The sequence below is a fragment of the Allobosea sp. P2_A10 genome (genome assembly GCF_056405115.1).
Genome location: NZ_JBFUCS010000021.1, coordinates 31,652 through 56,273 on the forward strand (window position 1 = coordinate 31,652; position 24,622 = coordinate 56,273).

Annotated in this window: 20 protein-coding genes; 17 read left to right on the plus strand and 3 right to left on the minus strand. The window is 65.1% G+C overall.

The window, feature by feature from the left end:
* Positions 1–472 precede the first annotated feature (472 nt).
* From AC1DZY_RS22850 to AC1DZY_RS22930, 17 genes are all read left to right on the plus strand, one after another.
* Positions 473–5,392, plus strand: a complete 4,920-nt coding sequence (locus AC1DZY_RS22850; RefSeq protein ID WP_476822456.1) for a P-loop NTPase family protein — start codon at positions 473–475, stop codon at positions 5,390–5,392.
* Positions 5,393–5,661: 269 nt separating this feature from the next.
* Entirely contained in the window at positions 5,662–6,507 is an 846-nt protein-coding gene (locus AC1DZY_RS22855; RefSeq protein WP_476822457.1) for a helix-turn-helix transcriptional regulator, read from the plus strand.
* Between the two features lie 137 nt (positions 6,508–6,644).
* Positions 6,645–9,605, plus strand: a complete 2,961-nt coding sequence (locus AC1DZY_RS22860) for a xanthine dehydrogenase family protein molybdopterin-binding subunit (RefSeq protein WP_476822458.1) — start codon at positions 6,645–6,647, stop codon at positions 9,603–9,605.
* On the plus strand, positions 9,602–10,429 hold the full coding sequence (locus AC1DZY_RS22865) for an FAD binding domain-containing protein (RefSeq protein WP_476822459.1): 828 nt from the start codon (positions 9,602–9,604) through the stop codon (positions 10,427–10,429). Before AC1DZY_RS22860 ends, AC1DZY_RS22865 begins: the two co-directional genes overlap by 4 nt.
* Positions 10,417–10,941: a (2Fe-2S)-binding protein gene (locus tag AC1DZY_RS22870; protein ID WP_476822460.1), complete on the plus strand. Its 525-nt coding sequence runs from the start codon at positions 10,417–10,419 to the stop codon at positions 10,939–10,941. Before AC1DZY_RS22865 ends, AC1DZY_RS22870 begins: the two co-directional genes overlap by 13 nt.
* A complete protein-coding gene (locus AC1DZY_RS22875; protein WP_476822461.1) occupies positions 10,934–12,475 on the plus strand; it encodes an AMP-binding protein in 1,542 nt (513 codons plus the stop codon). Before AC1DZY_RS22870 ends, AC1DZY_RS22875 begins: the two co-directional genes overlap by 8 nt.
* A 35-nt stretch (positions 12,476–12,510) precedes the next feature.
* Positions 12,511–13,314: an enoyl-CoA hydratase/isomerase family protein gene (locus tag AC1DZY_RS22880; protein WP_476822462.1), complete on the plus strand. Its 804-nt coding sequence runs from the start codon at positions 12,511–12,513 to the stop codon at positions 13,312–13,314.
* 92 nt (positions 13,315–13,406) lie between these two features.
* The gene (locus AC1DZY_RS22885; protein ID WP_476822463.1) at positions 13,407–14,573 is read left to right on the plus strand and encodes an ABC transporter substrate-binding protein; all 1,167 of its coding nucleotides are present in this window, start codon (positions 13,407–13,409) and stop codon (positions 14,571–14,573) included.
* Positions 14,574–14,644: 71 nt separating this feature from the next.
* On the plus strand, positions 14,645–15,535 hold the full coding sequence (locus AC1DZY_RS22890) for a branched-chain amino acid ABC transporter permease (protein ID WP_476822464.1): 891 nt from the start codon (positions 14,645–14,647) through the stop codon (positions 15,533–15,535).
* The gene (locus AC1DZY_RS22895; RefSeq protein ID WP_476822465.1) at positions 15,528–16,580 is read left to right on the plus strand and encodes a branched-chain amino acid ABC transporter permease; all 1,053 of its coding nucleotides are present in this window, start codon (positions 15,528–15,530) and stop codon (positions 16,578–16,580) included. The genes AC1DZY_RS22890 and AC1DZY_RS22895 overlap by 8 nt, the downstream gene beginning before the upstream one ends.
* Entirely contained in the window at positions 16,577–17,317 is a 741-nt protein-coding gene (locus AC1DZY_RS22900; RefSeq protein WP_476822466.1) for an ABC transporter ATP-binding protein, read from the plus strand. The genes AC1DZY_RS22895 and AC1DZY_RS22900 overlap by 4 nt, the downstream gene beginning before the upstream one ends.
* 1 nt (position 17,318) lies before the next feature.
* Positions 17,319–18,026: an ABC transporter ATP-binding protein gene (locus tag AC1DZY_RS22905; RefSeq protein WP_476822467.1), complete on the plus strand. Its 708-nt coding sequence runs from the start codon at positions 17,319–17,321 to the stop codon at positions 18,024–18,026.
* Between the two features lie 256 nt (positions 18,027–18,282).
* On the plus strand, positions 18,283–18,510 hold the full coding sequence (locus AC1DZY_RS22910; RefSeq protein ID WP_476822468.1) for a hypothetical protein: 228 nt from the start codon (positions 18,283–18,285) through the stop codon (positions 18,508–18,510).
* Between the two features lie 30 nt (positions 18,511–18,540).
* Complete coding sequence (locus AC1DZY_RS22915; RefSeq protein WP_476822469.1) at positions 18,541–18,903, plus strand: hypothetical protein; 363 nt, start codon at positions 18,541–18,543, stop codon at positions 18,901–18,903.
* A gap of 44 nt (positions 18,904–18,947) precedes the next feature.
* Entirely contained in the window at positions 18,948–19,577 is a 630-nt protein-coding gene (locus AC1DZY_RS22920) for a hypothetical protein (RefSeq protein ID WP_476822470.1), read from the plus strand.
* Positions 19,578–20,002: 425 nt separating this feature from the next.
* Positions 20,003–21,394 (plus strand): GTPase HflX, encoded by a 1,392-nt coding sequence (gene hflX, locus AC1DZY_RS22925; RefSeq protein WP_476822471.1) that lies wholly within the window; start codon positions 20,003–20,005, stop codon positions 21,392–21,394.
* 225 nt (positions 21,395–21,619) lie between these two features.
* A complete protein-coding gene (locus AC1DZY_RS22930; protein ID WP_476822472.1) occupies positions 21,620–22,615 on the plus strand; it encodes a sensor histidine kinase in 996 nt (331 codons plus the stop codon).
* Here the strand turns inward: AC1DZY_RS22930 and AC1DZY_RS22935 are convergent.
* The 3 genes from AC1DZY_RS22935 to AC1DZY_RS22945 form a co-directional block, all read right to left on the minus strand.
* Positions 22,612–22,971, minus strand: a complete 360-nt coding sequence (locus AC1DZY_RS22935; protein WP_476822473.1) for a response regulator — start codon at positions 22,969–22,971, stop codon at positions 22,612–22,614. The two genes, AC1DZY_RS22930 and AC1DZY_RS22935, sit on opposite strands and share 4 nt — an antisense overlap.
* A 27-nt stretch (positions 22,972–22,998) precedes the next feature.
* Positions 22,999–23,175 carry a hypothetical protein gene (locus tag AC1DZY_RS22940; protein ID WP_476822474.1) on the minus strand — a complete coding sequence of 59 codons (177 nt, stop codon included), beginning with the start codon at positions 23,173–23,175 and terminating at the stop codon, positions 22,999–23,001.
* A 90-nt stretch (positions 23,176–23,265) separates the two neighbouring features.
* Complete coding sequence (locus AC1DZY_RS22945; RefSeq protein ID WP_476822475.1) at positions 23,266–24,540, minus strand: sensor histidine kinase; 1,275 nt, start codon at positions 24,538–24,540, stop codon at positions 23,266–23,268.
* Positions 24,541–24,622: the final 82 nt, after the last annotated feature.

Below are 24,622 nucleotides of genomic sequence, written 5' to 3' on the forward strand. Positions count from 1 at the left end.
AGCGGAGAGCCCTGCTGGATGATTAGGTGCCCTGCTTGATGAGTCGAGCGCTGCGCTTGGTCTCAATCGCCGATGACACTGCCGTCATCTAGCCCTCCCCTCGAGATCGGTGAACAGTTTGTAAATCGGCGTGCCGTTTGCGCGCCGAACCCGGTCCCCCCGTTCCCCGCCGATTGGCTCTTCAGGGCCTTTTCCCAAAAGGCCTTGAGCTAACTTTGCCAAAAGTGAATGACCGCGATTGCATCGACTTAGCGCTGCCAGCACGCACGAACTATGGGCGTTTGTGGCCCTTGGCGGAAGTTGCGGACGTCCGGTTTAGGGCAGAGCAAGTCAGCCAGCAAAGCGCATCGCAAAGCTCCATAGACTGAGGCGATGGCGCGCCGGGCATAAGTGCTCGTCCGACATCATTGTCCCATGTACCGCACATGATGTTACCTGCTCGCCTATTTGATTTTTTGCCCGAGATTCGAGCATGAGTGACCTGAACGCGGAGCCTATGCGTGCTGGCGGCCGGGCGACCGAGGCCGGCATGGACTTTCAAGCCGAGGTCGGGGCGTGGCTGGCTGCACACTTGCTTGCGCGGCTGCCGGTCGGAGGGCGTTTTGGCCTGGCCAACACCCCCTTGCCCATCAGTCTGCAGTTGGAGACCGGCGACGGACTTGACGACATCCGTCTTGGCCAGGCGGACGACAGCCGCATCGATTTGCAAAGCAAGACCAGCGCGGGGTTAACGACCAGTGCCAAGAGCCCGCTCGGCAAGACCATCAGTCAGCTAGCCCGCGTCATCATCGAGGCGCGCGCCGCGGGGGGCGCGGTCGATCCAGCGAAAACGCGGGCCGTGCTCGCTGTCGCCGCGAGCGCGCCGCGCACGCTAGACGCGCTAGAAGGAGGCTGCCGCGCGTTCGACCTTGGCGGCTCTTGGGCCACGACCAAGGCGTCGCGGTCTAAGGCCGAGCGCGAAGCGCTCGATCTCTTTGACGCCCACGCCAAAAACGCTTTCGCTGCCCATTCGGCGACGCCGCCGAACGAGGATGAACTGGCGATAATGGCGCGGCTGTTCCGCATCGTGCGCTTCTCGATGAACGAAGGCGAGGACAATTGGCGCGAGGCATCGCGTATTCTGGGTACCAGGCTTTACGGTTCGGAAGCCGCCGGCGATGCCCCGCTGCGTGATCTAAAGGGCATTGTCCGCGGCATGATCGGCAACGGGGCTCCAGCCGACCGCTCCGGATTGCTCCGCGCGCTGCGAGCCCTTGGTCATGAGGATGTCGGTGCGGCCGACTATGCCGCCGATCTCGCGCGCCTGTCGGGAACCACCGAGGCTGAACTCGATCGCCTTGCCGGACATACAAAGCTGCCCATCGCCGCTGGCATTCCGATCGCGCGGCAGAGCGACGGCCCGCTAGCGAGCGCGGTCGCTTCAGGTTCGCTGATCGTGATCGGCGAACCGGGGGCCGGCAAGACCGGAGCTCTCGTCGCCTTGGCTCAGGCGCGGCGCGCGGCGGGGGACACCGTAGTGTTCCTCTCGGTTGACCGTTTCCCCGGCGTTGGTCTCGCGGCCGATCTCCAGTCCGAGCTCGCACTCAATCATCCGATGACCGAGGTGCTCGCGGCCGCGCCGGGTTCGGCGCGCAAGCTGCTGGTCATCGATGCGCTCGATGCGGCGCGCGGCGGCCCCGCCGAAGCCGTGTTCGCGCAACTGATCGAGGCATTGGGTGCATCCGCTGGCTCGGAATGGGCTGTTGTCGCGTCGATCCGCACCTTCGATCTGCGTAATGGGCGGCGGTTTCGCGACGCGATGCCCGGTTCGCCACCCGATCCCGCTTTTGCAGAAGCCACGCTTGGCGGCGTGCGCCACTTCCAGGTGCCGCGGCTCGCAGACGTAGATCTCGACGCTGCCGGCGCCGCCGCGGCCGAACTCGGCACGCTGCTGGCCGCCGCGCCCGACAACCTGCGCGACCTGTTGCGCAACGTCTTCAACCTCTCGCTCGCCGCGCAACTCCTTACCGACGGCGCCACCGCCGACAGCATCCGCACGGTCGCGACCCAGTCCGATCTGATCGACGCGTATGAGGATCGCCGGCTCGTCGGTACAGCCTTGCGCCAGGCCGCCGCAGCCAGCGTCGATGCGATGGTGCATCGTCGCCGGCTCGCCGTGCGCAAAGTGGTCGTTGCCCATGACCAGCTCGACGCGGTCATCCAGACCGGCGTCCTCGCCGAATCCGGCGATCTTGTTAGTTTCTCGCACCATGTGCTGTTCGACCATGTCGCGGGCCGCTTCTATCTTGAGTGGGACGATCCAGCCCACCTGATGCCCCAGCTCGGCGGCGACAGCTCGGTCGCGCTGATGCTCGCGCCAGCCCTCCGGTTCGCCATCGAGCGCCTTTGGCGTCAGGATGCCGAGGGCAAGGCGCAGGTGTGGCGTCTAGTGACGGACATCTATGCCAATCCCGCCGTCGATCCCGTGCTCGCTAATGTCGCGCTTCGCACTGTCATCGAACGCGTCGCATCGCCCGCCGATATCGCGGGCCTCAGCGAGTTCATCGCCGCGCGCGCCAATGACGAGGCGATGGCGACGATGTTGTCGCGTCTCGCACGGTTTGTGGGCCTTTCGGCCGATATAGCCGGCAGCGTGGCGCCGAGCGAAGCGCTCGCCTGGGCGCTCGTCGCCGACGCGGCCATCGCCACCGGGATCCGCGATCTCACCGATGCGACACGCATTCTGCTTCATACGCTCTTCGACAAGGGCAATCTCGCCGATGGTGCGCTGCTTGAGGTCTTCGGCCGTGCGGCCCGCGCACTTCTGACCTCTGCCTGGGCCGCCGATCCGCCGATGCAGCAGACCGCGACCAATGCTATCCGCTTCGTTGGCAAGAGCTTCGCGTCGGATCCCGCGGCCTCGCGCGCATTGCTCGACCGGTCGCTGCGCGACCCGCATTTCTCGGCCCATGCTGATCGCGAGGCGACATGGCTCTCGGAGCAGATCATGCCGATCGCAAGGGTCGATGGCGATTTCGCGATCGAAATCTATCGCGTGCTCTATTCGCGTGACATCAACGACGACACGACCTCGTCGTTCGGCGGGCAGATGAGCCGTATCATGCCGCTCTCATCTAGCCGCAGTCAGGATTATCGCCATTGCCGCTATGATCTTGGCCGCCAAGTCCGTCGTCTAATCGAACTCTCCCCGCAACTCGGCACGCGCGCGATCATCGAGGCTTCGCTCGGTGATACCGATCGTGACACGCCGTTCGGCGACAATCGCGAGCGCGTCGCCGTTGCGGGACGCGCGCCGTTCGATCTGCTCGGCCACGACCGCAGCTACAAGAGCTGGGATGACACCGAAGAGCGGCACGGCACGCAAGACGATGATGTGCTCGCACAGCTAGTCGCGCATCTTCAAGGGTGTTCACCCGCCGCCTTTGCCGAGACGATCGAGGCGGCCGCGAGCCACTATGCTGGTCCCGCGGTCTGGACGCGGCTGCTGGGTGTCGGCACGCAGCGCGTTGGCGAGGTCGCCGACCTGCTGTGGCCGTTCGCAAGCAATGTTGCCATTCTTGGCCATAGCGACATCGTGCGCGATGCGGTCCGCTTCCTTGCAGCTGCCTATCCGTTACGGACGATGGATGAACGCATAACGTTCGAAGCGGAGGCCCTGCGGCCGGACCTGTTCGCCGACGAGGCGAAACGGCGTTGGTGGCGCAGTACGCTTAGCCGCTTTCTTTCGCTGATCGATGCAGCCGCCCTGGCGACTGACGCCATGCGGGCCCTGCGCGAGGAGCTTGCTACCGCTGACGAGCTGGCCGGCAATCCGCCGCCGCGCTCGATGTCCGTGCGCTGGGGCTCGTCCCGCAGCGTGACGCGTAGCCTGCTCGCTGGCGAGGGCGTCGATGTCGATGTGGGCGTCGATGCCCAGATGCTCGCCCAGTCGGAAGCGCTCTATGAGAGGGTCGGTGCAACGCCGTCGCCAAGCGATACGGCGGCGCTCTGCGAGCTATGGGCTGCGACACGGGCCACGATTGATCTCTACGACGCAAATGCAGGCACGTTGCATGAAAAGGTCGAGCAGCCCGTCTGGGGGCATATCAGCAATGCGGTCGAGCGCATCGCCCGGGCCAAGTCCTATGTGCCCGGCACCAACGGGATGCCGTCGATCGTTGAGCTGCTTAGCGTCCTGCGCCGGCTTTGGGCGAGCCGCTTCCCCGAAACCAAGGATGAGGATTCGAGCCTCAGTTGGGGCAATTGGGAAGTGCGAGTCTATGCCGTCCAAGCCTATGTCTCGCTCGCCGATCGGTTCGGCGAGGCACATGGCGAGATTATCGACGTTTTTAATGCCATTCTCGCCGATCCCGCGCCGCAAGTCCGTTTGCAGGCCGCGCAAAACTTGCAGGTGCTCAGCCGCATCGCGCTCGACCGAATGTGGGCTCTCGCCGAGCGCGTCGCGAGAGACGAGCCCCACACCAGTGTGCTGAGCTCGTTCCTCAACCATGTACTGCCGCGCTTTACCTGGCACGATGTCGCAAAGGTCAAGACGATCATCGAGATCGTCCGAGCGCGCCGCGAGGCGATCGAGCGCGACGACAAGCCCGGGCGAGACCAGGTTGCCGAACAGCTTGGCGGCCTTACCGCGCAGCTTTGGGCCTGGCAGAAGGAAGCCGAGGCGCTGCGATGGCTTACCGACTGTGCAAGCGACCCCGCCGCTCACCGCGAATATTTTACGTCCTTCCTCTCTATGCTGCGCGGCGCCTTCTTCGCGCGCTACGCCTCGGGCGAGAAGCGAGATGCCGGGCTCACCGATCGCTCGCAGCACGCGGCGATGGTGATACTGCATGCCTGTTCGGCGGCAGCTGCGCGCAGCCATCAGGCCTTGACGGCCGAGGCCGTAGAGGGCGTTGAGCGCGATGCCGCGGTGGCAACCTATCGCGCGGCGGAATCGATCATCGGCCACCTCATGAACCAGATCTATTTTGGATCGGGCGCGCATGCCGACAATCGTGAGGCGACATTCGGTTTGATGTCCGCGGAGACCATGCGGAGCTTTCTCGACGATTATCGGCCGATGCTGGAGCTGCTGGCGGCCTCGCACGAGCCCTCGACGCATCACCATCTCGTCGAACTTTATGAATTCCTTATTGCAGGCGATCCCGCGCGCGTGTTTGACGCGCTGCATACGCTCTTGACTGGATCAGCGGCGCGAGAGGGCTATCATCATGAAAGCTTGGCTGCACCGGTCATTGTGCGGATGATCAAACGCTATGTCGCTGATCACCGATCGATCTTCGAAGACGATGCACGCCGGGCCCAACTAGTGGAGATTCTCCGCCTCTTTTCCGACGTCGGTTGGGCCGACGCGCTCAAGCTGCTCTACGACTTGCCCGACCTTCTACGTTAGCGGTCGGAATTGTTATGACGATGCCCACGGCAAGCGCATTCAACGAACGACATGGGGCGCGAAGACGAACGTCTGCTGTCGGGCAATAGCCCAATGTCAGCTCGTGGCGCGAGCCGGATTCAGTCGACCCTTCCTGCCCAATTTACGGCCGTGCTAACGGGCCGGTCACACAGAGCGTTTCCGGAACGACGCTTGCGGCGGTGGCGGTCCGCCTCCTACTATGCAGTTGGGGAACCAGAGCTGGAAATCAGCCTTACCGAGGAAACGGCATGTCGGATGCCTTGCGCATCGCGCATGGAGCCTTCGGGCGGGTGGCGCTGCTGGACATGGACCGGAGCCTGGTCCGGCACGCGCACCCCCATTGCCATGTCCTGCTCAAGGTCGATGGCGACGACACCCAGTTCCTTGTCGGCGACCATGTCGCGCCGCTGACCGATGATCTCGCCGTGCTGGTCAACGCCTGGGAGAGCCACGCCTATATCCACGACCCACGCCGCAGGAATGCGCTGATCCTGGCGCTCTATATCGAGCCCGACTGGCTGCGCAGCTTCAGGCCAAACTGGGCCGCGAGCGGCGCTCCGGGCTTCTTCGAACACTCGGCCGGCCAGGTCTCCGCCCATATCCGCCAGACCGCGCTCGATCTCGCAGCCGAGATGGTTCACGAGCCTGGCGCCTCGCGCCGGCAGGAGGCCCTGCTGTCGGAACTGATGATCGCGGTGATCGAGCGCTTCACGCCCTGGCGCACGGTCGGCGCCTCGCTGCGCGAAATCGCGCGCGCCAATGCGATCGACTGGCGTGTCGGCAAGGCAATTTCGCTGATGCGCGCCGATCTGGCGGCGCCGCTGAACGTCGACAGGCTGGCGAAGGAGGCGGGCCTGTCGAGGGCCCATTTCTTCCGCGTCTTCGAGGATTCGACCGGCGTGACGCCGCATGTCTTCCTGAACGTCGTCAAGGTCGAGATGGCGGTGGGGGCGATTGTCGAGGGCGAGGAGACCTTCTCGGCGATCTCGGACCGGCTCGGCTTCAGCGTGCCGGCGCATTTCACGCGCTTCTTCCGCGACCATTGCAGCGTGGCGCCGAGCGCCTTCAGGCAGGTCGCGCGGCTGGGCCGATAGACCGCCTTTCCGCCGCCGCGTCATTTTGAGACTTTTCGGTAAGTCGCGAGACCCTGCGGGATCGCGCGGCGACAGGTGATCGCCGAGCCTTCCGCCCTAGACGCCCATCAAGAGCGCGTCATAGGGAGCAGGCGTCGGTGCGGCCAGAGACGATTTCATGGACGGGACAATCGGTGGAGCGCGTCGAGGACGCGGCCCTGCTGACCGGCCGTGGCCGTTTCATCGACGATCTCGGGGTCAGGCCCGGCACGCTCCATGCCGCCATTCTGCGCTCGCCCCATGCGCATGCCAACATCCTCTCCATAGACAGCGCTGCGGCCGCAGCCATGCCGGGCGTCGCCGCGATCGTCACGGGCCGTGACCTCTCGAGGCTGACGACGCCGATGGTCGCCGGGCTCAAGGTCGCGGTCGAGAACTGGCCGATGGCGGTCGAGCGCGTGCGCTATGTCGGCGAGCCAGTCGCGATCGTCGTCGCGCAGGACCGCTATTTGGCCGAGGATGCGCTCGACGCAATCGAGATCGAATACGGCCCACTACCCTGCGTCGTCGATCCGCTGGCGAGCCTGGAAGCCAATGCGCCGGTCCTTCACGACAAAGCCGGGGCCAACCTCGTCAGCGACCGTTCCTTTCGCTATGGCGAGCCGGAGGCCGCTTTCGCGGAAGCAGCGCACAGCGTCGAAGTCTCCATCGCCTATCCGCGCAATACCGGCTCGCCGATGGAGACCTTCGGCGTCGTCGCCGACTACGATCCCCATGAGGACGCCTACGAGATCCTGGCCAATTTCCAGGGGCCGTTCAGCATCCATGCGGTGATGGCGCGCTGCCTGAAGGTCCCCGGCAACCGGCTGCGTCTGCGCATGCCACCGGATTCCGGCGGCAGCTTCGGCGTCAAGCAGGGCGTCGCGCCCTATGCCGTGCTGATCGGCGTCGCCGCGCGGTTGGCCGGCGCCCCGGTCAAGTGGATCGAGGATCGGCTCGAGCATCTGAGCGCCGCCGTGGCGGCGACGAACCGCGTCACGACGCTGAAGGCGGCCGTCACCAGCGAGGGCCGCATCACGGCGCTGGATTGGGACCAGGTCGAGGATTGCGGCGCCTATCCGCGCGCACCCGAGCCCGCCACGCTCTACCGCATGCACGGCAACATGACCGGCGCCTACGACATCCGGAATCTCGCTATCCGCAACCGCGTCGTGCTGACCAATAAGGCCCCCACCGGCCTTGTCCGCGGCTTCGGCGGCCCGCAGGTCTATTATGCGCTGGAGCGGTTGATGCAGCGCATCGCCGTCGCGCTCGGGCTCGATCCGCTGGCCGTGATCCGCGCCAATCTTATTCAGCGCGGGCGGTTTCCCTATCGCACGGCCTCCGGCGCGCTCTACGATTCCGGCGACTATGTGAGGGCCATCGACCTCGCCGTGGCAGACGACCGGCTCGCCGAGCTGGAGAGGCGACGCAATGAGGCCCGCGCCGCCGGCAGGCGCTACGGCATCGGCTTTGCGGCCGCCGTCGAGCCCAGCGTCTCCAATATGGGCTACATCACCACGGTTCTCACCGCAGCCGAGCGGCAGAAGGCCGGCCCTAAGAACGGCGCGCAGGCGACGGCGACCGTGTCGCTCGATCCCGTCGGTTCGGTCAGCGTCCATGTCGCTTCCGTGCCGCAGGGGCAGGGCCATCGCACGGTGCTGGCGCAGGTCGTGTCCGATGTCTTCGGCCTCCCGCGCGAGGCCATCAGCGTCGTCGTCGATCTCGATACGGGCAAGGACGCCTGGTCGATCGCATCGGGCAATTATTCGAGCCGCTTTGCGGCGGCCGTCGCCGGCACGGCGCATCTGGCTGCGACCCGCCTGCGCGACAAGCTGGCAGCGATCGCCGCGAGCCAGCTCGGAGTCACGCCCTCACAGATCGGCTTTGCGGGCGGGGCCGTCTTCGCGACGGGCGACGCGACCAAAACACTGCCCTTCGGCCGCGTCGCCGCGCTCTCACACTGGTCGCCGGCGCTGCTGCCCGACGGCGTCGATCAGGCGATCCGAGAGACCGCCTTCTGGACGCCGCCGGAGCTCTCCGCGCCTACGCAGGATGACCAGGTCAACTCCTCGCTCTGCCACGGCTTCATCTTCGACATGGCGGGAGTCGAGGTCGATCTCGACACCGGCAAGGTTCGCATCGACCGCTATGTCACCATGCATGATTGCGGGCGCGTGCTGCATCCCGGCATGGTCGAAGGGCAGATCAGGGGCGGCTTCGCGCAGGCCCTCGGCGCGACCTTCTACGAGGAGCTTGCCTATGCCGACGATGGCGCTTTCCTGACCGGCACCTTCGCCGACTACCTGCTGCCGACCGCGACCGAGACGCCCGATATCGAGATCCTGCATATCGAGACGCCCTCGCCCTTCACGCCGCTCGGTGCCAAGGGCGTCGGCGAAGGAAATTGCATGTCGACGCCGGTCTGCCTCGCCAATGCGGTGGCCGACGCGCTCGGCGTCGCGGAACTGAACCTGCCGCTGACGCCTGCCCGCGTCGCAGCGCTCATTGCCGCTCCGGAGCCTGCCTCACCCGAGGCCCATCGCGACCGGGCGGCGGCACTGGGGGCGGCCAGGCCCGGCGACCGCACGCTGCGCGGCGAAGGGCATGCCAGCGTCGCGGCCACGCCGGAAGCGATCTGGGCGATGCTGCTCGACGCCGACAAGCTGGCGTCGATCATCCCCGGCTGCCATGGCGTCAGGAAGCTTTCGGACACGCATTTCAAGGCCGACGTTACACTCGGTGTCGGCCCGGTAAAGGGCCGCTACGAGGCCGAGATCAGGCTCTCGGACCTTGATGAGCCAAAGGCCGCGACGCTGACCGGCTCGGTCTCCGGCGCGCTCGGCACGGGCGGCGGTTCCGGCCGTGTCAGCCTGTCGCCTGGCGAAGGCGGGCTCACCGTCATCTCCTATACCTATGAGGCGGCGGTCGGCGGCAAGGTCGCGGCCATTGGCGGGCGCCTGCTCGACGGCGCCGCCAAGGCGATCATCGGGCAGTTTTTCGCAGCGCTCGCGCGCAAGGCGGCCCCCGCAAGCGCAAAGACTGGCTTCTTCGCCCGCCTGTTGCGGAGGCGCGCATGAAACCCGCCGCTTTCGACTATATCCGCGCCGGCGATCTTTCCGAGGCGCTCGATGCGCTCAGCAAGAATGGGGCGGACGCCCGCATTATCGCTGGCGGACAGTCGCTGCTGCCGATGCTGAACATGCGGCTGGCGAAGCCAGCCGTGCTGATCGACGTGATGGGCATTCCCGGGCTCGACCAGGTTCGGCGCGAGGGTGACACCATCGTGGTGCCCGCCGGGGTGCGTCAGGCCGCGCTGATGCGGCGGCCAGAGCTTGCCGCCGAACTGCCGCTGCTGGCGGCTGCGCTGCCCTGGCTCGGGCACTACCAGACACGGGCGCGGGGCACCGTCTGCGGCTCGGCCGCCCATGCCGATCCCAGCGCCGAGATTCCGCTCTGCCTCGTCGCACTCGACGGCGAGATCCGGCTGCGCTCGCGCAAGAAGAGCCGAAACATGAAAGCGAGCGATTTCTTTGCCGGCATGATGGTGACCGACAAGGGCGACGACGAACTGATCGAAGCGGTCGTCTTCCCGGTCGCCAGACCTGGAACCGGCCATGCCTTCCAGGAGGTCGCGCGCCGACACGGCGATTTCGCCATCGTCGGCTGTGCTGCGCTGGTAACGGCGGATGCGATCCATCTCGCCGTCGCAGGCGTCGCCGACAAGCCGGAGCGCCGCAGCTTTCCTTTGCTGGACGGGTCTGCCCTTTCCGATGCGCTCAACGCCTTCGCCTGGGATCTCGACGCACGCGACGATTTCCATGCGACCGCCCGGCTGCGCCGCGACCTGGTGCGCTCGCTCGGCCGCGACACGATCGCAGAGGCCATGTCATGCCGCGCCTGAGCGCCGCGACGCGCCACCGCGTCGCCTTCACGCTGAACGGCAGGCTGGTGTCGCTGGAGGCCGAGCCGCGCCTGCTCGCGACCGATGCCCTGCGTCATGGCCTTGGTGCCACCGGGACCCATGTCGGCTGCGAACACGGCGTCTGCGGGGCCTGCACCATCCAGATCGACGGTGCACCCGCGCGTGCCTGCCTGACGCTGGCGCTGCAGCTCGAAGGTCGTGATGTCACGACAGTGGAAGGTCTGAGCCCCGCTGCCGACAGGCTGTCGGTGATGCAGGCGGCCTTCCGCCGCCACCACGCCCTCCAATGCGGCTTCTGCACCGCCGGCATCATGATCTCGCTCGACGCTTTCCTGCGCGAGCAGCCTCACCCGAGCGAGGATGAATTGCGCGAGGTCCTGGGTGGACATCTCTGCCGCTGCACCGGCTACACGCCGATCATCCGGGCCGCGCTCGATGCAGCCGCCCAGTTGCGCGATACGCCATCTCTCCCGGAACCTGCCCATGTTTGATCTCGGCACCAGCTTCATGGCCAGCGTCGCGCGCGATCCCGATGCGCTCGCGATCGTCGATGGCGATGTCCGGTTGAGCTATGCGCAATGGCTTGCGCGGATCTCGTCGCTGGTCGCAGCCTTCGACGGCATGGGCCTGAAGGCCGGCGAGCATCTCGTGACCGTGCTGCAGAACCGCTGGGAGGCTGCGACCCTGCACTGGGCCTGCCAGTTCGCGGGCCTGATCATCGTGCCGATCAACTGGCGCGCCAAAGCCGACGAGATCGATTTCGTCATCGAGAATTGCGGCGCCAGAGCGATCGCGTTCGAAGCCGTCGCCGAGCTAGCGATCGGCGGGAGCCGGCTCGCATCGTCCATCCCGCGCATCACTGTGGGTGCCGATGCTGACCAAGCCGAGGTGAGCTTCGCCGAGATGGTGGCGGAGCCTGCTGACACAGTCGTTCCGCGCGTTGCCGCCGATGCCTGGTCGCTGATGCTCTATACCTCCGGGACCACGGCCAGGCCCAAAGGCGTGCCGCGCCGGCACCGAGCCGAGCGCATGGCCGGCCTCGCCCATGTCGCCCAGAATCATTATGCAAACGGCGAACGCACGCTCGGCGTGATGCCGCTCTATCACACCATGGGCGTGCGCTCGCTCATCGCCATGTCGCTGATCGGCGGCGTCTTCGTCTGCCTGCCGCGCTTCGATGTCGGCCAGGCGCTGGCGCTGATCGAGGCGGAGGCGATCACCAATCTCTATCTCGTGCCGACGCTCTATCATGACGTCGTTCACCACCCGCTTTTCGCACGAACGGACGTGACCAGCGTGCGCAAGCTCGGCTTCGCGGGTGCGCCGATGACGGACGGACTGCTCCGCAAGCTCACCGAGGCCTTTGCCCCGGAGCTCTTCGTCAATCACTACGGCTCGTCGGAAATCTACACCTTCACGATCAACCAGAAGGCCGCGCGCAAGCCGGGCTGTGCCGGCAAGGCCGGCCTTAACCAGCTCATCCGCGTGGTGAAGCTCGGCGCGGCTTCGGCTGACGAACTTGCCGTCGCCGGCGAAGAGGGCGAGATCGTCGCGCTGGCGGCAAGCGACGAGGCCTTCGAGGGCTACTGGAAGCGCCCCGAGGCCGACACCAAGTCCCTGCGCGACGGTTGGTACTTCACCGGCGACACCGGCTATTTCGACAGCGATGGCGACCTCTACGTCTCAGGCCGCGTCGATGACCTGATCATCACCGGCGGCGAGAACGTCTCCCCGGTCGAGATCGAAAGCTGCCTCTCACTGCATCCGGGCGTATCCGAGGTCGCCGTCGTCGGCCTGCCCGACGAACGCTGGGGCAAGATCGTTGTCGCCTTCGTCCAGCGCGCAGGCCCGGTCACCACTGACGAACTCAACGAGCATTGCAAGGCAGCCGGGCTCGCCAACTTCAAGCGCCCGCGCCGCTTCGAATTCGTCAAGGCGATCCCGAAATCGCCTGTCGGCAAGCTGCTGCGCCGCGAATTGGTAGCCGGCGCGTACGAACGCGAACAGCCCGCCACCGCCGGATGACCGTCTCCCTTCACAACGAGCGAAAGACCAGCCCTATGAACGCCCCGACCCCGCTTCATCCTGCATTGGCCGATCTGGACGGCTTCAGCGTCGAGATCGACGCCGCCCGCGAGCGCGCCGATATCATCCTTGGACGCCCGCCGATGAACGTCATCTCGATGCCGCAGCGCGACCAGTTGCGGAAGGTGTTCGAGGCGCTGGACGAGGACGATCGCGTCCGCGTCATCGTGCTGCGCGCTATCGGCGAGAACTTCTCTTCCGGCGGCTACATCAAGGGCTTTCTCGAAGCGTCGCCCGAGCATGTCTCCAAGCTCGCCTGGAACATCGCCGCCCCCGCGCGCTGCACCAAGCCGGTGATCGTCGCCAATCGCGGCTACGCTTTCGGCGTCGGCTTCGAGATCTCGCTCGCCTGCGATTTCCGCATCGTCTCCGAGACCTGCCAATACGCGCTGCCGGAGCAGAAGCTCGGCCAAATCCCGGGCTCGGGCGGCTCCGCCCGGCTGCAGAAGATGGTCGGCATCACCCGGACCAAGGACATCGTGATGCGCTCGAAGCGAATTTCCGGGCGACAGGCCTATGACTGGGGCGTCGCCACCGAATGCGTGCCCGACGCCGAGCTGGAAGCCGCGACCGACAGGCTGGTCGACGAACTGCGCGGCTTCTCGCCGATCGCCCAGCGCACCGCCAAAAAACTCCTCAACGACACCGAGGACTCGACGCTCGCCATCGCGATCGAGCTGGAGGGTCACTGCTACAGCCGCCTGCGCCAGTCCGACGATTTCCGCGAGGGCGTCGAGGCCTTCCATGCCAAGCGCGCCCCGAAATTTACCGGGAGCTGAGCCCATTCGCGCGGCGAAGGACACGCCGCGCGGTCGCCCACGCCGTCCAACAACAATAAGCCAAAAGGGAAACGACCATGAAGACCGCAACCATGACGACACTTACCGCGGCCCTGCTTGCCGCCACAGCCCTGACGAGCGGTGCACTTGCTCAGTCCGGCCCGATAAAGATCGGTGTCGTCACGCCGCTCTCGGGCACCTATACGCCGATCGGCCAGCAGGTCCGCTGGGGGCTGGAACTGGCGGCCAAGGAGATCAACGCGGCCGGCGGCATCGCCGGACGACAGGTCAATCTCCTGTTCGAAGACGAGGAGGCCAACCCCTCCGTCGCCGTCCAGAAGGCCGAGAAGCTATTCCAGGTCGAGAAGGTTGATTTCCTGACCGGAACCGTCAATTCCGGCTCGACGCTCGCCGTAGCTCAGCTCGCCGAGCGCAACGCCAAGCTGGCAGCGACGACGGTCTCCTTCGCCGACTCGATCACCACCGACAAATGCTCGCCCAACATGTTCCGGGTGAATGCACGCGCCGAACAGCAGTCGGTGGCGCTCGCCGCCTGGCTCGCCAAGGAGAAGCCCAAGGCCAAGGTCTACTATCTCGGCCCAGACTACGAGATGGGCCGCTCGACCGTCGCCGCCTTCAAGAGCAGCGCCGAAAAGACCGGCTCGGCGACCGGCGGCGAGGTCTTCGCACCGCTTGATTCCAAGGACTACACCCAGTATTTCGGCCAGATCCGCGCGACCCGCCCGCAAGTGCTCTACACATCGGTTGCCGGCAACGACACGGTACGGCTGCTGACGCAGCTGCAGGATTTCGGCCTGCTCTCCGGCCTGATGGTCGTGGGCGCATCGGGCACCGTGACCTCGCAGAACATCACCGCAATCGGCGCGGCTGCGGAAGGCTTCGCCACCGGCGTCGGCTATTCCCCGCAGATCGACTCGCCCGCGAACAAGACCTTCGTCGAAGCGTTCCGCGCAGCCAACAAGACCGACCCCGACCTCTACGGCGCCGATAGCTACGGCGTGCTCTTCGCCTACAAGGCCGCAGTCGAGAAGGCGGGCTCGACCGAGACCGACAAGGTTCGCGAGACCTTGCGCGGGCTCAGCTGGCAGACCCCGCAGGGCACCAAGACCATCCGCGCCGGTGATCACCAGGCCATGCAGCCGATGTATGTGGTGCGCGTCACCAAGGGCAAGTTCGACATCATCGACAATGTCTCGGCGGACAACGCCATCGGCCCCGACGCCTGCACGCGGTTCTGAGCCGCCGCGACACGATCCCTCCCCCGTGTGGGGAGGGGCAATCGCGCCGAACCCTTATCCGAGGCCCCGCCATGACCCCCGTCGACTATCTTCAATTCGTCCTCGCCCCGCAGGTCGTCAACGGGCTCGCGCTCGGGGTCGCGGTCGTGCTGGTGGCGCTGGGGCTGACCATCATCTTCGGCATGCTCGACGTCATCAATATGAGCCATGGCGAATTCTACGCGATCGGAGCCTATGCGGCGCTTGCGCTCGGCGCGGCCGGCATCGGCTTCTGGTTCCTGCTGGTGCTGGTGCCAGTCCTGATGATCCCGCTCGGCATGGCCGCGGAACGGCTGCTGATCCGGCCGGTCTTCGACACCAAGGACCGCCATGTCACCACGCTGCTCGTGACTTTCGGGCTCGGCCTCATCGTCGAGGACATGTTGAAGGTGATCTTCGGGGCCAACACGCAGCGACCGCCGACGCCGATCGCCGGCGCCAGCGAGTTCTTCGGCATCATCTTGCCGAACTACCGGCTCTTCCTCATTGTCGTCGGCGCGGCGATCGTGCTGGCCGTAGCCTTCGTGGTCTACAAGACGCGGCTGGGCGCGATGGTCCGCGCTGCCGCCTTCGACCGCAACATGGCGGCCTCGCTCGGTGTGCCGGTCTCGCTGGTCTATGCCGGCACCTTCGCGTTCGGCGTCGGGCTTGCGGGCTTGGCCGGGGTTCTGCTTGCGCCGATCTACTCAGTCTTCCCCACAATGGGGCGCGACTTCATCCTGCTCGCCTTCACGGTCGTCATCGTGGGCGGCATGGGCTCGATCTGGGGCGCGGTCGTCGCCGGCCTCCTGCTGACGCAGGTCCAGGCGCTGGCGAGCCTCGTGATCTCGCCGGTCTGGACCGATCCGATCGTGTTCGGGACGATGGTTGTCTTTCTGGTTTTCCGCCCGCAGGGCCTGTTCGGGAGGCTCGGCCATGCATGACCGGCTGACGCAATCCATGCGCGCGAGCCATCTGCTCGCGCTGCTTTTTGTCATCGCGGCGGTCGGCCTTGCAACCCTCGGCGCCGCAACCGGCGACACCTTTTATCTCAGGCTCGGCACGGAAGCGCTGATCTTCGCGGGGCTCGCGCTCTCGGTCGATCTGCTGCTGGGATATTCCGGCGCGCTTTCGCTGGGCCAGGCGCTTTATTTCGGCATCGGCGCCTATGTCTCGGCGCTGACCTTGATGAAGGTTCCCTCCTTCTGGCTCGCCATGGGGGCGGCCTTCCTGGCGACGCTGGTTGCGGCCGTCATCGGCGGACTGATCGCCAACCGGGTGCGCGGCGTCTATTTCGCGCTCATCACCTTCGGCCTTGCCCAGGTCATAGCCAAGGTCGTCTACAACACGCGCGAACTGGGCGCCTCGGACGGCATGATCGGCATCCCGGTGATCGAGATCGGGTTTGGCCCGTTCTCGGTCTCGGCCGGCAACCCGGTCGGCTTTTTCCTTATCGTGCTCGCCATTATCATGGGTCTCTACGCGCTGACCGCTTATCTCCTCGACACGCCGTTCGGCCGCGTCCTCAGCGCGCTGAAGGCCAACGAGAAGCGCGTGCCGTTCCTGGGCTATTCGGTCTGGCGTGCCCGGATGGCGGCCTATGTGCTGGCGGGGTCAATCGCGGGCCTGTCAGGCGCGCTCTATCCGATGCTGCGCGGCTTTGTCTCGCCCGAGCTGATGTTCTTCGCGACCTCGGGCAATGCAGTGATCTCGGTCATTCTCGGCGGTGTCGGCACTCTGATCGGGGCGATCTACGGCTCGGTGCTTCTGGTCGTCCTGAAATCGATCATCGGCAGCTGGACCGAGCATCATCTCATCGTCATCGGCGCGCTCTTCATGGCCTGCGTGATGTTCCTGCCCAAGGGGCTCGTCGGGTTCGTGCGGCCTCGCATCGAGATGTGGCTGTCGCGCCGGCCACAGGCGGCGCCGGTTCCGGCAGAGCCGATCGGCCTGACACAGGCCATCGCCAAATCCGGGAGCGCCACATGAGTCCCGTCCTCGATATCCGCGACCTCGGCATCGCCTTCGGTGGCCTGAAGGCCGTCGATAAGGTCAGCTTCCAGGCACAGCGGCACAAGATCACGACCGTGATCGGACCCAACGGCGCCGGCAAGTCGACGCTGTTCAACCTAATCAGCGGAGCATTGAAGCCCAATCGCGGCCAGGTCCTTATCGACGGCGTCGACATGACCGGCGCTTCGCCTGGACGCACCAAGGCCGCGGGCCTCTCACGCTCGTTCCAGATCACCAGCCTGTTCCCGGAACTCACGGTCGCCGAGAATCTCAGGCTGGCCGCACAAGTGCTCGAACCCGCCTCGCGCGCTTTCCTGCCGATCCACCGCTCGCAGCGCGCCCTGGCCAAGACCTCCCAGATGCTGGAGCGCTTCCAGCTCGCCCACAAACGCGACGAGCTGACCGGTAATCTCTCGCATGGCGATCAGCGGCGACTCGAAATCGCGGTCTGCCTCGCCTCGGAGCCCAAAATCCTGCTGCTCGACGAGCCGACCCAAGGCATGAGCCACGGCGACACCGCCGACACCGCCAAACTCGTCCGAAGCCTGAGCGAGGAGGTGACGATCCTGCTCATCGAGCACGATATCGGCCTGGTCATGAGCCTATCCGACCACGTCGTCGTCATGCATCAAGGCCGCAAGCTGGCGGAGGGCACCCCCGACATGGTGCGCGCCGACACCGCGGTGCAGGCCGCCTACTTCGGACATCACTGACATGCTTCAGATCAGCGGACTGCACAGCCATTACGGCCTGAGCCACGTGATTCAGGGCATCGACATCTCTGCCGAACCGGGCGAGGTAATCGGCATCTTCGGCCGCAACGGCGTCGGCAAGACGACGCTGCTCAAGACCATCGCCGGCTGGCTGAAACCTAGCGAGGGCACGATTTCGCTCGGCGGGAAGACGCTGGCAGGGCTGACGCCCGACCGCATCTGCCATGCCGGCGTCGGCTTCGTACCGGAGGACCGGCGCATCTTCCCTGGACTGACCGTCGAGGAGAACCTCTCGCTTGGCCTGCTCCAGGTCAAGGACCGGTCGTCCAAGGACGAGAAGCGGACGATCGAGGGCATCTACGACCGCTTTCATCGCCTTGGCGAACGTCGCCACCAGCTCGGCACGACCCTGTCTGGCGGCGAGCAGCAGATGCTGGCGATGGCGCGGGTCATGGTCGGCAAGCCGCGCCTCGTCCTGATCGACGAGCCGAGCGAGGGCCTTGCCCCGATGATCGTCGCCGAGATTTTCGCGATCGTGCGCGAATTGCGCGACCAGGGCGCGATCATCCTGCTGGTCGAGCAGAACGTGCATGAAGCGCTGTCCGTCGCCGATCGCTTCCATGTCGTCGAGCGCGGTCAGATCGTCTTCAGTGGCGAGGCCGAGCATCCGCCGGATCGCGAGCGACTGCTGGAACTCATCGCGGTCTAAATCAAAGGGCCGCTATCGGTCGCCCAAAAAACTCTTGTCGCCTTATCCTGAGCCTGTTGGCTTCGCGCTGCGCTGCGCTGCAATGTCTGCTTAATGGCAGAGAAGCAATGTCAGGAACTGGCGCGATGGCGAAGCATATCGCAATTGGACTGGTGGAACTCTGCCGTCCACATCGTCCCGGCGTTGCGAGGTCACAAAATCACCACGCGGACCGGCTTCGCTATTTTCCCTGCCTCAATGACGGAACGGAGATGTGATGGAGCCGGACCTGACTGAACTCATCGCGCGCTCGAATGCCGAAGAAGTCGAGCGAGCCAGGCAGGCCGCAGCCCAGCCTTCCATCGTCGATACGATCGGCGACGCCGCCACCCAGCTCGACAGTCTGGACCAGATCATCGAACTCGGCGGCGTCGTCATGAATGGCCTTCGTGTCACCGGTGACTGTATCGCGGCCGTCTGCGACGCGATTCCCACTCTCGATTAGTGCCCTTCTCGCGTGTTTCGGAGCCCTGGCTTGAAAGCGCTTCTCGCCGGTCTCTGGGCGATGAAGGCCTCGCTGCTAGGTTTCGTCGCGGCGTTTGCGCTGAGTTTCCTGAGCCTGGGCTATGTAAGCCTCGCTCTGTACGGCGTGGTCTCGCCGGTGCTCACGCAAGTGTATCCTCCGATGGCGATGTGGCGGGGCCCATGGGTCTGGCCAGTCCTGGTCGGCGTCGCGATCCTCTGGTCGCTGAGCTTTCTGATCGCTGGCATCGTCGACCTGAGGCTTGAGGCGGCTGACGCGTCGAACAGAACGCGTTGGCTGGCGTATCTCGCCGTCTTGTGGCTCGGCGCGCTCGCGTCATGGCTCATCGTGCTGGGGCTCAACTGGCCGGGGTAGCCACCCCCCCCGCCCAATCCTCCATTTCGCAATAGGAGATGTCGATGCAAGATCTACGCGTCGTGACCAGCCTGCTTTTGCTCGCGCAAGCGCTGCCCGCGAGCGCTGCAGAGCAGACCGTTCTGGACTACCGTAAAGTGAGCTCCCAGCGACCGCCGATTGTGACGGCGAACACGCGAGCCACTCTCACCAGCGCCCTTCCGGACAATCAGAAGGATGTTGCCGTGCTGAGCCACATCCGTGGTAGCGTCTCGAATGCCGCAACGAGCGAAGACATTTACCTGGTTGCCGACAAAGCGCCTGTTGCCGCCGAACCGTTTGCCCAGGGACCGGCTCAGCTCCTGGTGACGATCAAGGACGGCAAGACCTCCGTCTGGAAGCTGCCGGCGGAACTGCGCTACCAGCGCATCGCCGGCACCGTTGATGCCAACCGCAACGGTCACAGCGAGCTGCTTCTCGAAGCCGTCTTCTACAATATGGGACAATCCGTCCTCTCGGTGGATCTCGTTGCGCTCGGTGCAAACGGAAGCGTCGCCATCCGGCAAAGTCTCAAGGATGTCGTCACCGACGGTTGCGATAATCCCGTGGGTAAGCGCGAGAAGCGTGCAAGCACGATCGCCCTCGGCGATGACGGAAAGCTGGTTGCGAAGCAGTACAGTCAGAAATGCGGCTAAGGCGATGCCGCGCGTGTCTCAATGATCGCAGTGAGGCAACTGGCATATCTCCGGTTCGAGCAAAGATACGACAGCCGAGGACAGCGTCGATGCAGCGAGCGCGCCTCGATCCCGATCGTCCGCTTCATGGCAGAGCGCCAATGTCAGGAAGTGGCGCTAGTCCGAACTAGCGCCACGGTGATATCCGGCGGTTTCCGCCTGAGCATCAAGGGCAATATTGTCTGGAATTCCTCAGCAGGTTCCGAGACATGCCCCCGTCAGTTAAACAGGTAAAGTTGGCCCATTGGGTCATACGCGAGCCATGATTGACCTCCCGGCCAACTCCTAAACGTCCTCGACTGGCGGAGGTCGCCCGGCACCTCGGTCCCGCTGGCCTGCTGCCTTGCCAAGGTCGTCGCGGCGTTGGCTCAAGCGCCAAACGCGGCGTGTCGAAGCTTCGGCGCGTCCGTGCTACTCAGCTCTTCATGGAAACTAAAGCCCCGATTCCACTGGCTGTCCTCGTCGGCATCCAGACGCCCGATATCCTTGATGTCGAGCACGAAGCCAGCCTTCAGGAGTTAGGGCGCCTGGTGAAAACCCTGGGCTATGAAGTGGTCGGCACGGTATCGCAGAAGCGCGAGAACACCGGCGCCGCGTTGCTGCTGGGCAGCGGGAAGCTCGCGGAGCTAGCAGCGTTGACCGGCGGCACCGGCGTGGTCAGTTCGATGGCTCCGCCTCCGAAGTCAAAGGCCCGGCAACGGTTTGAAGGCGCAGCCGAGACTGCCGACGCGGTCCGGCCCGATCCGGATGCCGCCCGCAAGCCCGCTTTCGTCATCGTCGACCATGAGCTTTCGCCTAGCCAGATCCGCAACCTGGAACGCGCCACCGGCGCCGAGGTGCTGGACCGAACTGGCGTCATCGTCGAGATTTTTCACCGCCACGCCAATACCCGCGAGGCGAGGCTGCAAGTGGAGATGGCGCGCCTGAAATACGTGGCCCCCCGCATGCGGGAGTCTTCGGCAGGCGGCGGGCGTCAGCAGGGCCCGGGTGCCGGCGAAAGCACTCTGGACCTCGATCGCCGTAAGATCCGCGATCGGATCTCAGAGCTGAAGGACCAGCTGGAAGCGGTGCAGCGCGACGGCGACCAGCGTCGATCCGCCCGCCGCGACCAGTTGCGGGTGGCGCTGGTCGGCTACACAAATGCGGGCAAATCCTCATTAATGCGCGCCCTCACCGGCAGCCAAGTGCTGGTAGAGGACAAGCTGTTCGCCACTCTCGACACCACTGTCCGTATTTTGCAGCCGGAGACCCGGCCCCGCGTGCTCATCTCCGACACGGTCGGCTTCATCAAGCAACTGCCACACGACCTGGTCGCTTCGTTCCGCTCCACCCTGGCGGAGGCACTGGAAGCTTCGCTGCTGCTGTTTGTGGTCGACGCCTCGGACCCGACCTATGAAGCGCAGCTGGAGGTCAGCCGTAGCGCGCTGCGCGAGATCGGGGCGGATGTGGTGCCGTCCCGCCTTGTGCTCAACAAGCTGGACTTGGTGGACACTGCCGGGCGCGCCGCCCTGATGGATAGGCATCCGGACGCGATCTTGTTGTCCGCCCATGCGCCTGAAGATGTGAGCGCGTTGCGGGACACCATCGTCGCCTTCTTCGAGGCGTCGATGGTAGAAGACGTACTGGTGCTGCCTTATGCGAAACAAGGGCTGATTGGCGAGGTGTACGAAAGCGCGCGAGTCCTGTCCGAGGAACACAACGAGACTGGCCGCGTGCTGAAGGTGCGTGGCTTGCCAGGCGCCATCACACGGCTGCGTCGGAGCCTTGCCGCACACTGATGCGAACGGTTCGGACATCGTCAACAACGGCGCCCGAGAGCCTCACTACCAAGCGAGAATTACCAACGCCAAGAACGTCTGGTTTCGGGCACCGCGCCAAGTTCAGCTTTGGCGCATATCACGCGCATACCATCCACGAAGCTTACGACATCAAAGCCGTAGGGCATGGCCGGCATTTCGGATACATCGAAAGCTGGCCGCTTGCTCTGAAGGAAAAAAGCTCCATTGCCCCAATCCAATCCGAGCGCCTGGAGCGCGAACAGCCTGCGCCTTGCTATCAGCGCGGCCGGCGTTGCCCTCTGGTCATGGAACGTCACGAACGACAAGTTCGCGATGGATGAGCGGGGATTCGCGTTGTGGAACCAGCCGGTCAGCGACTCGGTCACCTTCGAGGACCTGTCGGCCCATGTGCACCCGCTCGACCGCGAGCGCGTGCGTGCCGCTTTCGTCGCGACCCGTGCCATCGTCGGCGCCTATGAGATCGATTTCCGCATCATGGTAGGCGACGCGATCCGGTGGATCTCGGCGCGCGGCATCGGCGACGACACGGCCGTGCACATGGGACTGGCCTACGGGATTTTCCTCGACGTGACCGGCCGCAAGCAGGCCGAGGAGGGGCATGAGCTTCTCGCCGGTGAGATGAGCCATCGGGTCAAGAACCTGCTGGCCATCGCGATGGGCCTGACCCAGCTGACCTCACGCTCGACCACGACGGCCAAGGAGATGGCCACCGACCTGATCGCCCGCCTGGCCGCGCTGGGACGGGCGCACGACCTGGTTCGCCCGCTGCCTGGACATCAGGGGACCGCTGCGCTTCTTGGCGATCTGGTTGCGGTCCTCCTGTCGCCCTACGAGGACACGGGAGCTTTCAGCGGCCGCATAAGGGTTGCCGTCCCTCGGATGGGCGTCGGGGAAGCGACCGCGACGACACTGGCTCTGGTTTTCCACGAACTGGCGACAAACTCCCTCAAATATGGGGCATTGTCAGCCGATACCGGACAGCTTGATATTTCCGGCTCTAGCGAAGGCGATGACATCAAGATCGTCTGGACGGAGCGCGGTGGGCCGCCGGTTACGGAAGGCGAGCGCCCGAAGGGCTATGGTAGCCGCCTGGTCGAGCGCAGCGTGTCAGGCCAACTCGGCGGCACGATCGACTACGAATGGTCCGAGGGTGGATTGATCGTCACGCTCAAGATCAAGGCCGCGAAGCTCGCCAACTAGGCCGCGAGCTGCAATGCCTTCAGCAGCTCGTTCTCGAAATAGGGCTTCTTGAGGAAGACCGTATCGGACGGCATCTCGGCCACGAGCGGGGCTACTCGGCCGGATGCCAGGATCAGGACCACCGGCGGCCAGCGCCTGCGGACCGCATGGATCAGCTTCAGCCCATCCATGGAGCCGCCAGGCATCTCGATGTCGGAGAAGACGACGCCGATGTCGCGCCGCGTCTCAAGCTGCCTGATGGCCTCGTCGGCGTCAGCTGCCTCAACGACATCGTAGCCGGCGTCCTCGATCAAGGCGACGGCATTCATGCGAATGATCGGCTCATCTTCCACGACTAGAACGACTGTTTTCGTCATGGTGAGCTTTCAAGGGTCCAACCCAATCTAACTATCGGGGTCGGGAATGGTTGCATAGATGTGCGAGGGAATCGCTAACGCTTCGTCAACCTTGAGGCTGCCCGTCGACGACGACGTTGAAATGCGCCACGCTATCCTCCTTGTCCAAAAGGTGCCGGTCACCCGGAACGTCGCGTCATCCTCGACCACCAACACGACGGCCATCGCGACCTGCCCTCACCACGCCCCTACCCCGCGACGTCTCAATTCCGTGGGACGGGGATGGTTCACATCCAGTGTTGAACAATCGCGAGCTCACAGCCGCTGGACGTCGGCCCGGGGCGCCTCAAACCTCGCAACCAGCCCGGTCTGAAGCCACTTCTTGTCGACGCCGCCCTGGCCCAGAAGCCCCATCTTGATCAGCCGGGAACCGAAGCTGCGCTTGCTCGGCTCGCTGACGACAGGACCGCACGTTTCCTCCCAGGTCAGCCTCAGCATCGGCTCGGCGCCGCCTTCGTCGACCACCCAGGACAGATCGACCTTTCCAGTCGGCACAGACAGCGCGCCGTATTTGGTGGCGTTGGTCGCCAGTTCGTGGAGCAGCAGCGAAATTGAGACCGTCGCCTTCGGCCCGAGCTCGACGTCTGGCCCGGAAGCCACGATGCGGCCGCCGTCGCCATGGAGGGCGAGCATCGGACGCACGACCCCGCGCAGGGAGGCGGCTTCCCAATCCTGTTGCAGCAGTTGGTCGTGAGCCAGCCCCATCGCCGAGATGCGCTGGCTGAAGGCGGCGACGGCGTCACGTTCGGTCACGCCCTTCAGCGTCTGGGTCGCGATCGCCTGGACCATCGCGAGCGTATTCTTCATCCGATGGGCGATCTCGGCGTTGAGCATAGCCTGCTGACGCTGGGCGTCGTCGCGGTCCGTCAGCGCCTTGCGAAGTTCCAGTTGCCGCATGACCTGACGTGCCAGCACCTTCAAGGTGTCCTGCTGCAGCACGGTGAGATCGCGCGGCTGATAGTCAAGGACGCAGACTGTCCCGATCGCGTGGCCCTCCTCGGTCTTCAGCAGTGCGCCCGCGTAGAAGCGCAGGCCGGGCTCGCCGGTGACCAGCGGATTGCAGTCGAAGCGGTGATCCTTCGTGGCGTCCGGGACGAGCAGGAAGTCCTGTTCGAGGATCGCCTTCGCGCAGAACGAGCTGTCCAGCGGGGTCTCGCGCACTCCCAGCCCGACCTCGGCCTTGAAGAACTGGCGGCCATCGGCGATCAGGTTGACGACGGCGATCGGTGTCCCGCAGATCCGAGACGCCAAGTCGGCGATTTCGTCGAAGTCCCGCTCTCGCGGCGTATCGAGCATGTCGTAGCTCGCCAGCGCCGCCAGCCGCTCGGTTTCACGACTCTGAACGTTCAATGTCAATTCCCGAAGTGTCCCGGGTGGGTGATCGCATTTCTGGCAATCACAAGCAAAGGTCCGCGTTTCTGGTCGTCCGGTTGACGCTCTGATCGACCGATAGTCGGAGTTGCCGGCGGGATAGCCAAAGCCGGCGGCGAGGTCGTAAATCACTTCGCCTGCTGCCAACGAAACGATCAAGTCGGCTAAAATCTCGCCATATCATCGAGGAACCAGCCCGTTTCCCTGCCGTTTTCCGGAGAACCTTGCGGGGGCTGCTTAC

Bases quoted from the DNA above. Each gene is read 5' to 3' on its own strand.
- AC1DZY_RS22850 (WP_476822456.1), top strand. From the start codon at position 473: ATGAGTGACCTGAACGCGGAGCCTATGCGTGCTGGCGGCCGGGCGACC.
- AC1DZY_RS22855 (WP_476822457.1), top strand. From the start codon at position 5,662: ATGTCGGATGCCTTGCGCATCGCGCATGGAGCCTTCGGGCGGGTGGCG.
- AC1DZY_RS22865 (WP_476822459.1), top strand. From the start codon at position 9,602: ATGAAACCCGCCGCTTTCGACTATATCCGCGCCGGCGATCTTTCCGAG.
- AC1DZY_RS22870 (WP_476822460.1), top strand. From the start codon at position 10,417: ATGCCGCGCCTGAGCGCCGCGACGCGCCACCGCGTCGCCTTCACGCTG.
- AC1DZY_RS22875 (WP_476822461.1), top strand. From the start codon at position 10,934: ATGTTTGATCTCGGCACCAGCTTCATGGCCAGCGTCGCGCGCGATCCC.
- AC1DZY_RS22880 (WP_476822462.1), top strand. From the start codon at position 12,511: ATGAACGCCCCGACCCCGCTTCATCCTGCATTGGCCGATCTGGACGGC.
- AC1DZY_RS22885 (WP_476822463.1), top strand. From the start codon at position 13,407: ATGACGACACTTACCGCGGCCCTGCTTGCCGCCACAGCCCTGACGAGC.
- AC1DZY_RS22890 (WP_476822464.1), top strand. From the start codon at position 14,645: ATGACCCCCGTCGACTATCTTCAATTCGTCCTCGCCCCGCAGGTCGTC.
- AC1DZY_RS22895 (WP_476822465.1), top strand. From the start codon at position 15,528: ATGCATGACCGGCTGACGCAATCCATGCGCGCGAGCCATCTGCTCGCG.
- AC1DZY_RS22900 (WP_476822466.1), top strand. From the start codon at position 16,577: ATGAGTCCCGTCCTCGATATCCGCGACCTCGGCATCGCCTTCGGTGGC.
- AC1DZY_RS22905 (WP_476822467.1), top strand. From the start codon at position 17,319: ATGCTTCAGATCAGCGGACTGCACAGCCATTACGGCCTGAGCCACGTG.
- AC1DZY_RS22910 (WP_476822468.1), top strand. From the start codon at position 18,283: ATGGAGCCGGACCTGACTGAACTCATCGCGCGCTCGAATGCCGAAGAA.
- AC1DZY_RS22920 (WP_476822470.1), top strand. From the start codon at position 18,948: ATGCAAGATCTACGCGTCGTGACCAGCCTGCTTTTGCTCGCGCAAGCG.
- AC1DZY_RS22935 (WP_476822473.1), bottom strand. From the start codon at position 22,971: ATGACGAAAACAGTCGTTCTAGTCGTGGAAGATGAGCCGATCATTCGC.
- AC1DZY_RS22940 (WP_476822474.1), bottom strand. From the start codon at position 23,175: ATGGCCGTCGTGTTGGTGGTCGAGGATGACGCGACGTTCCGGGTGACC.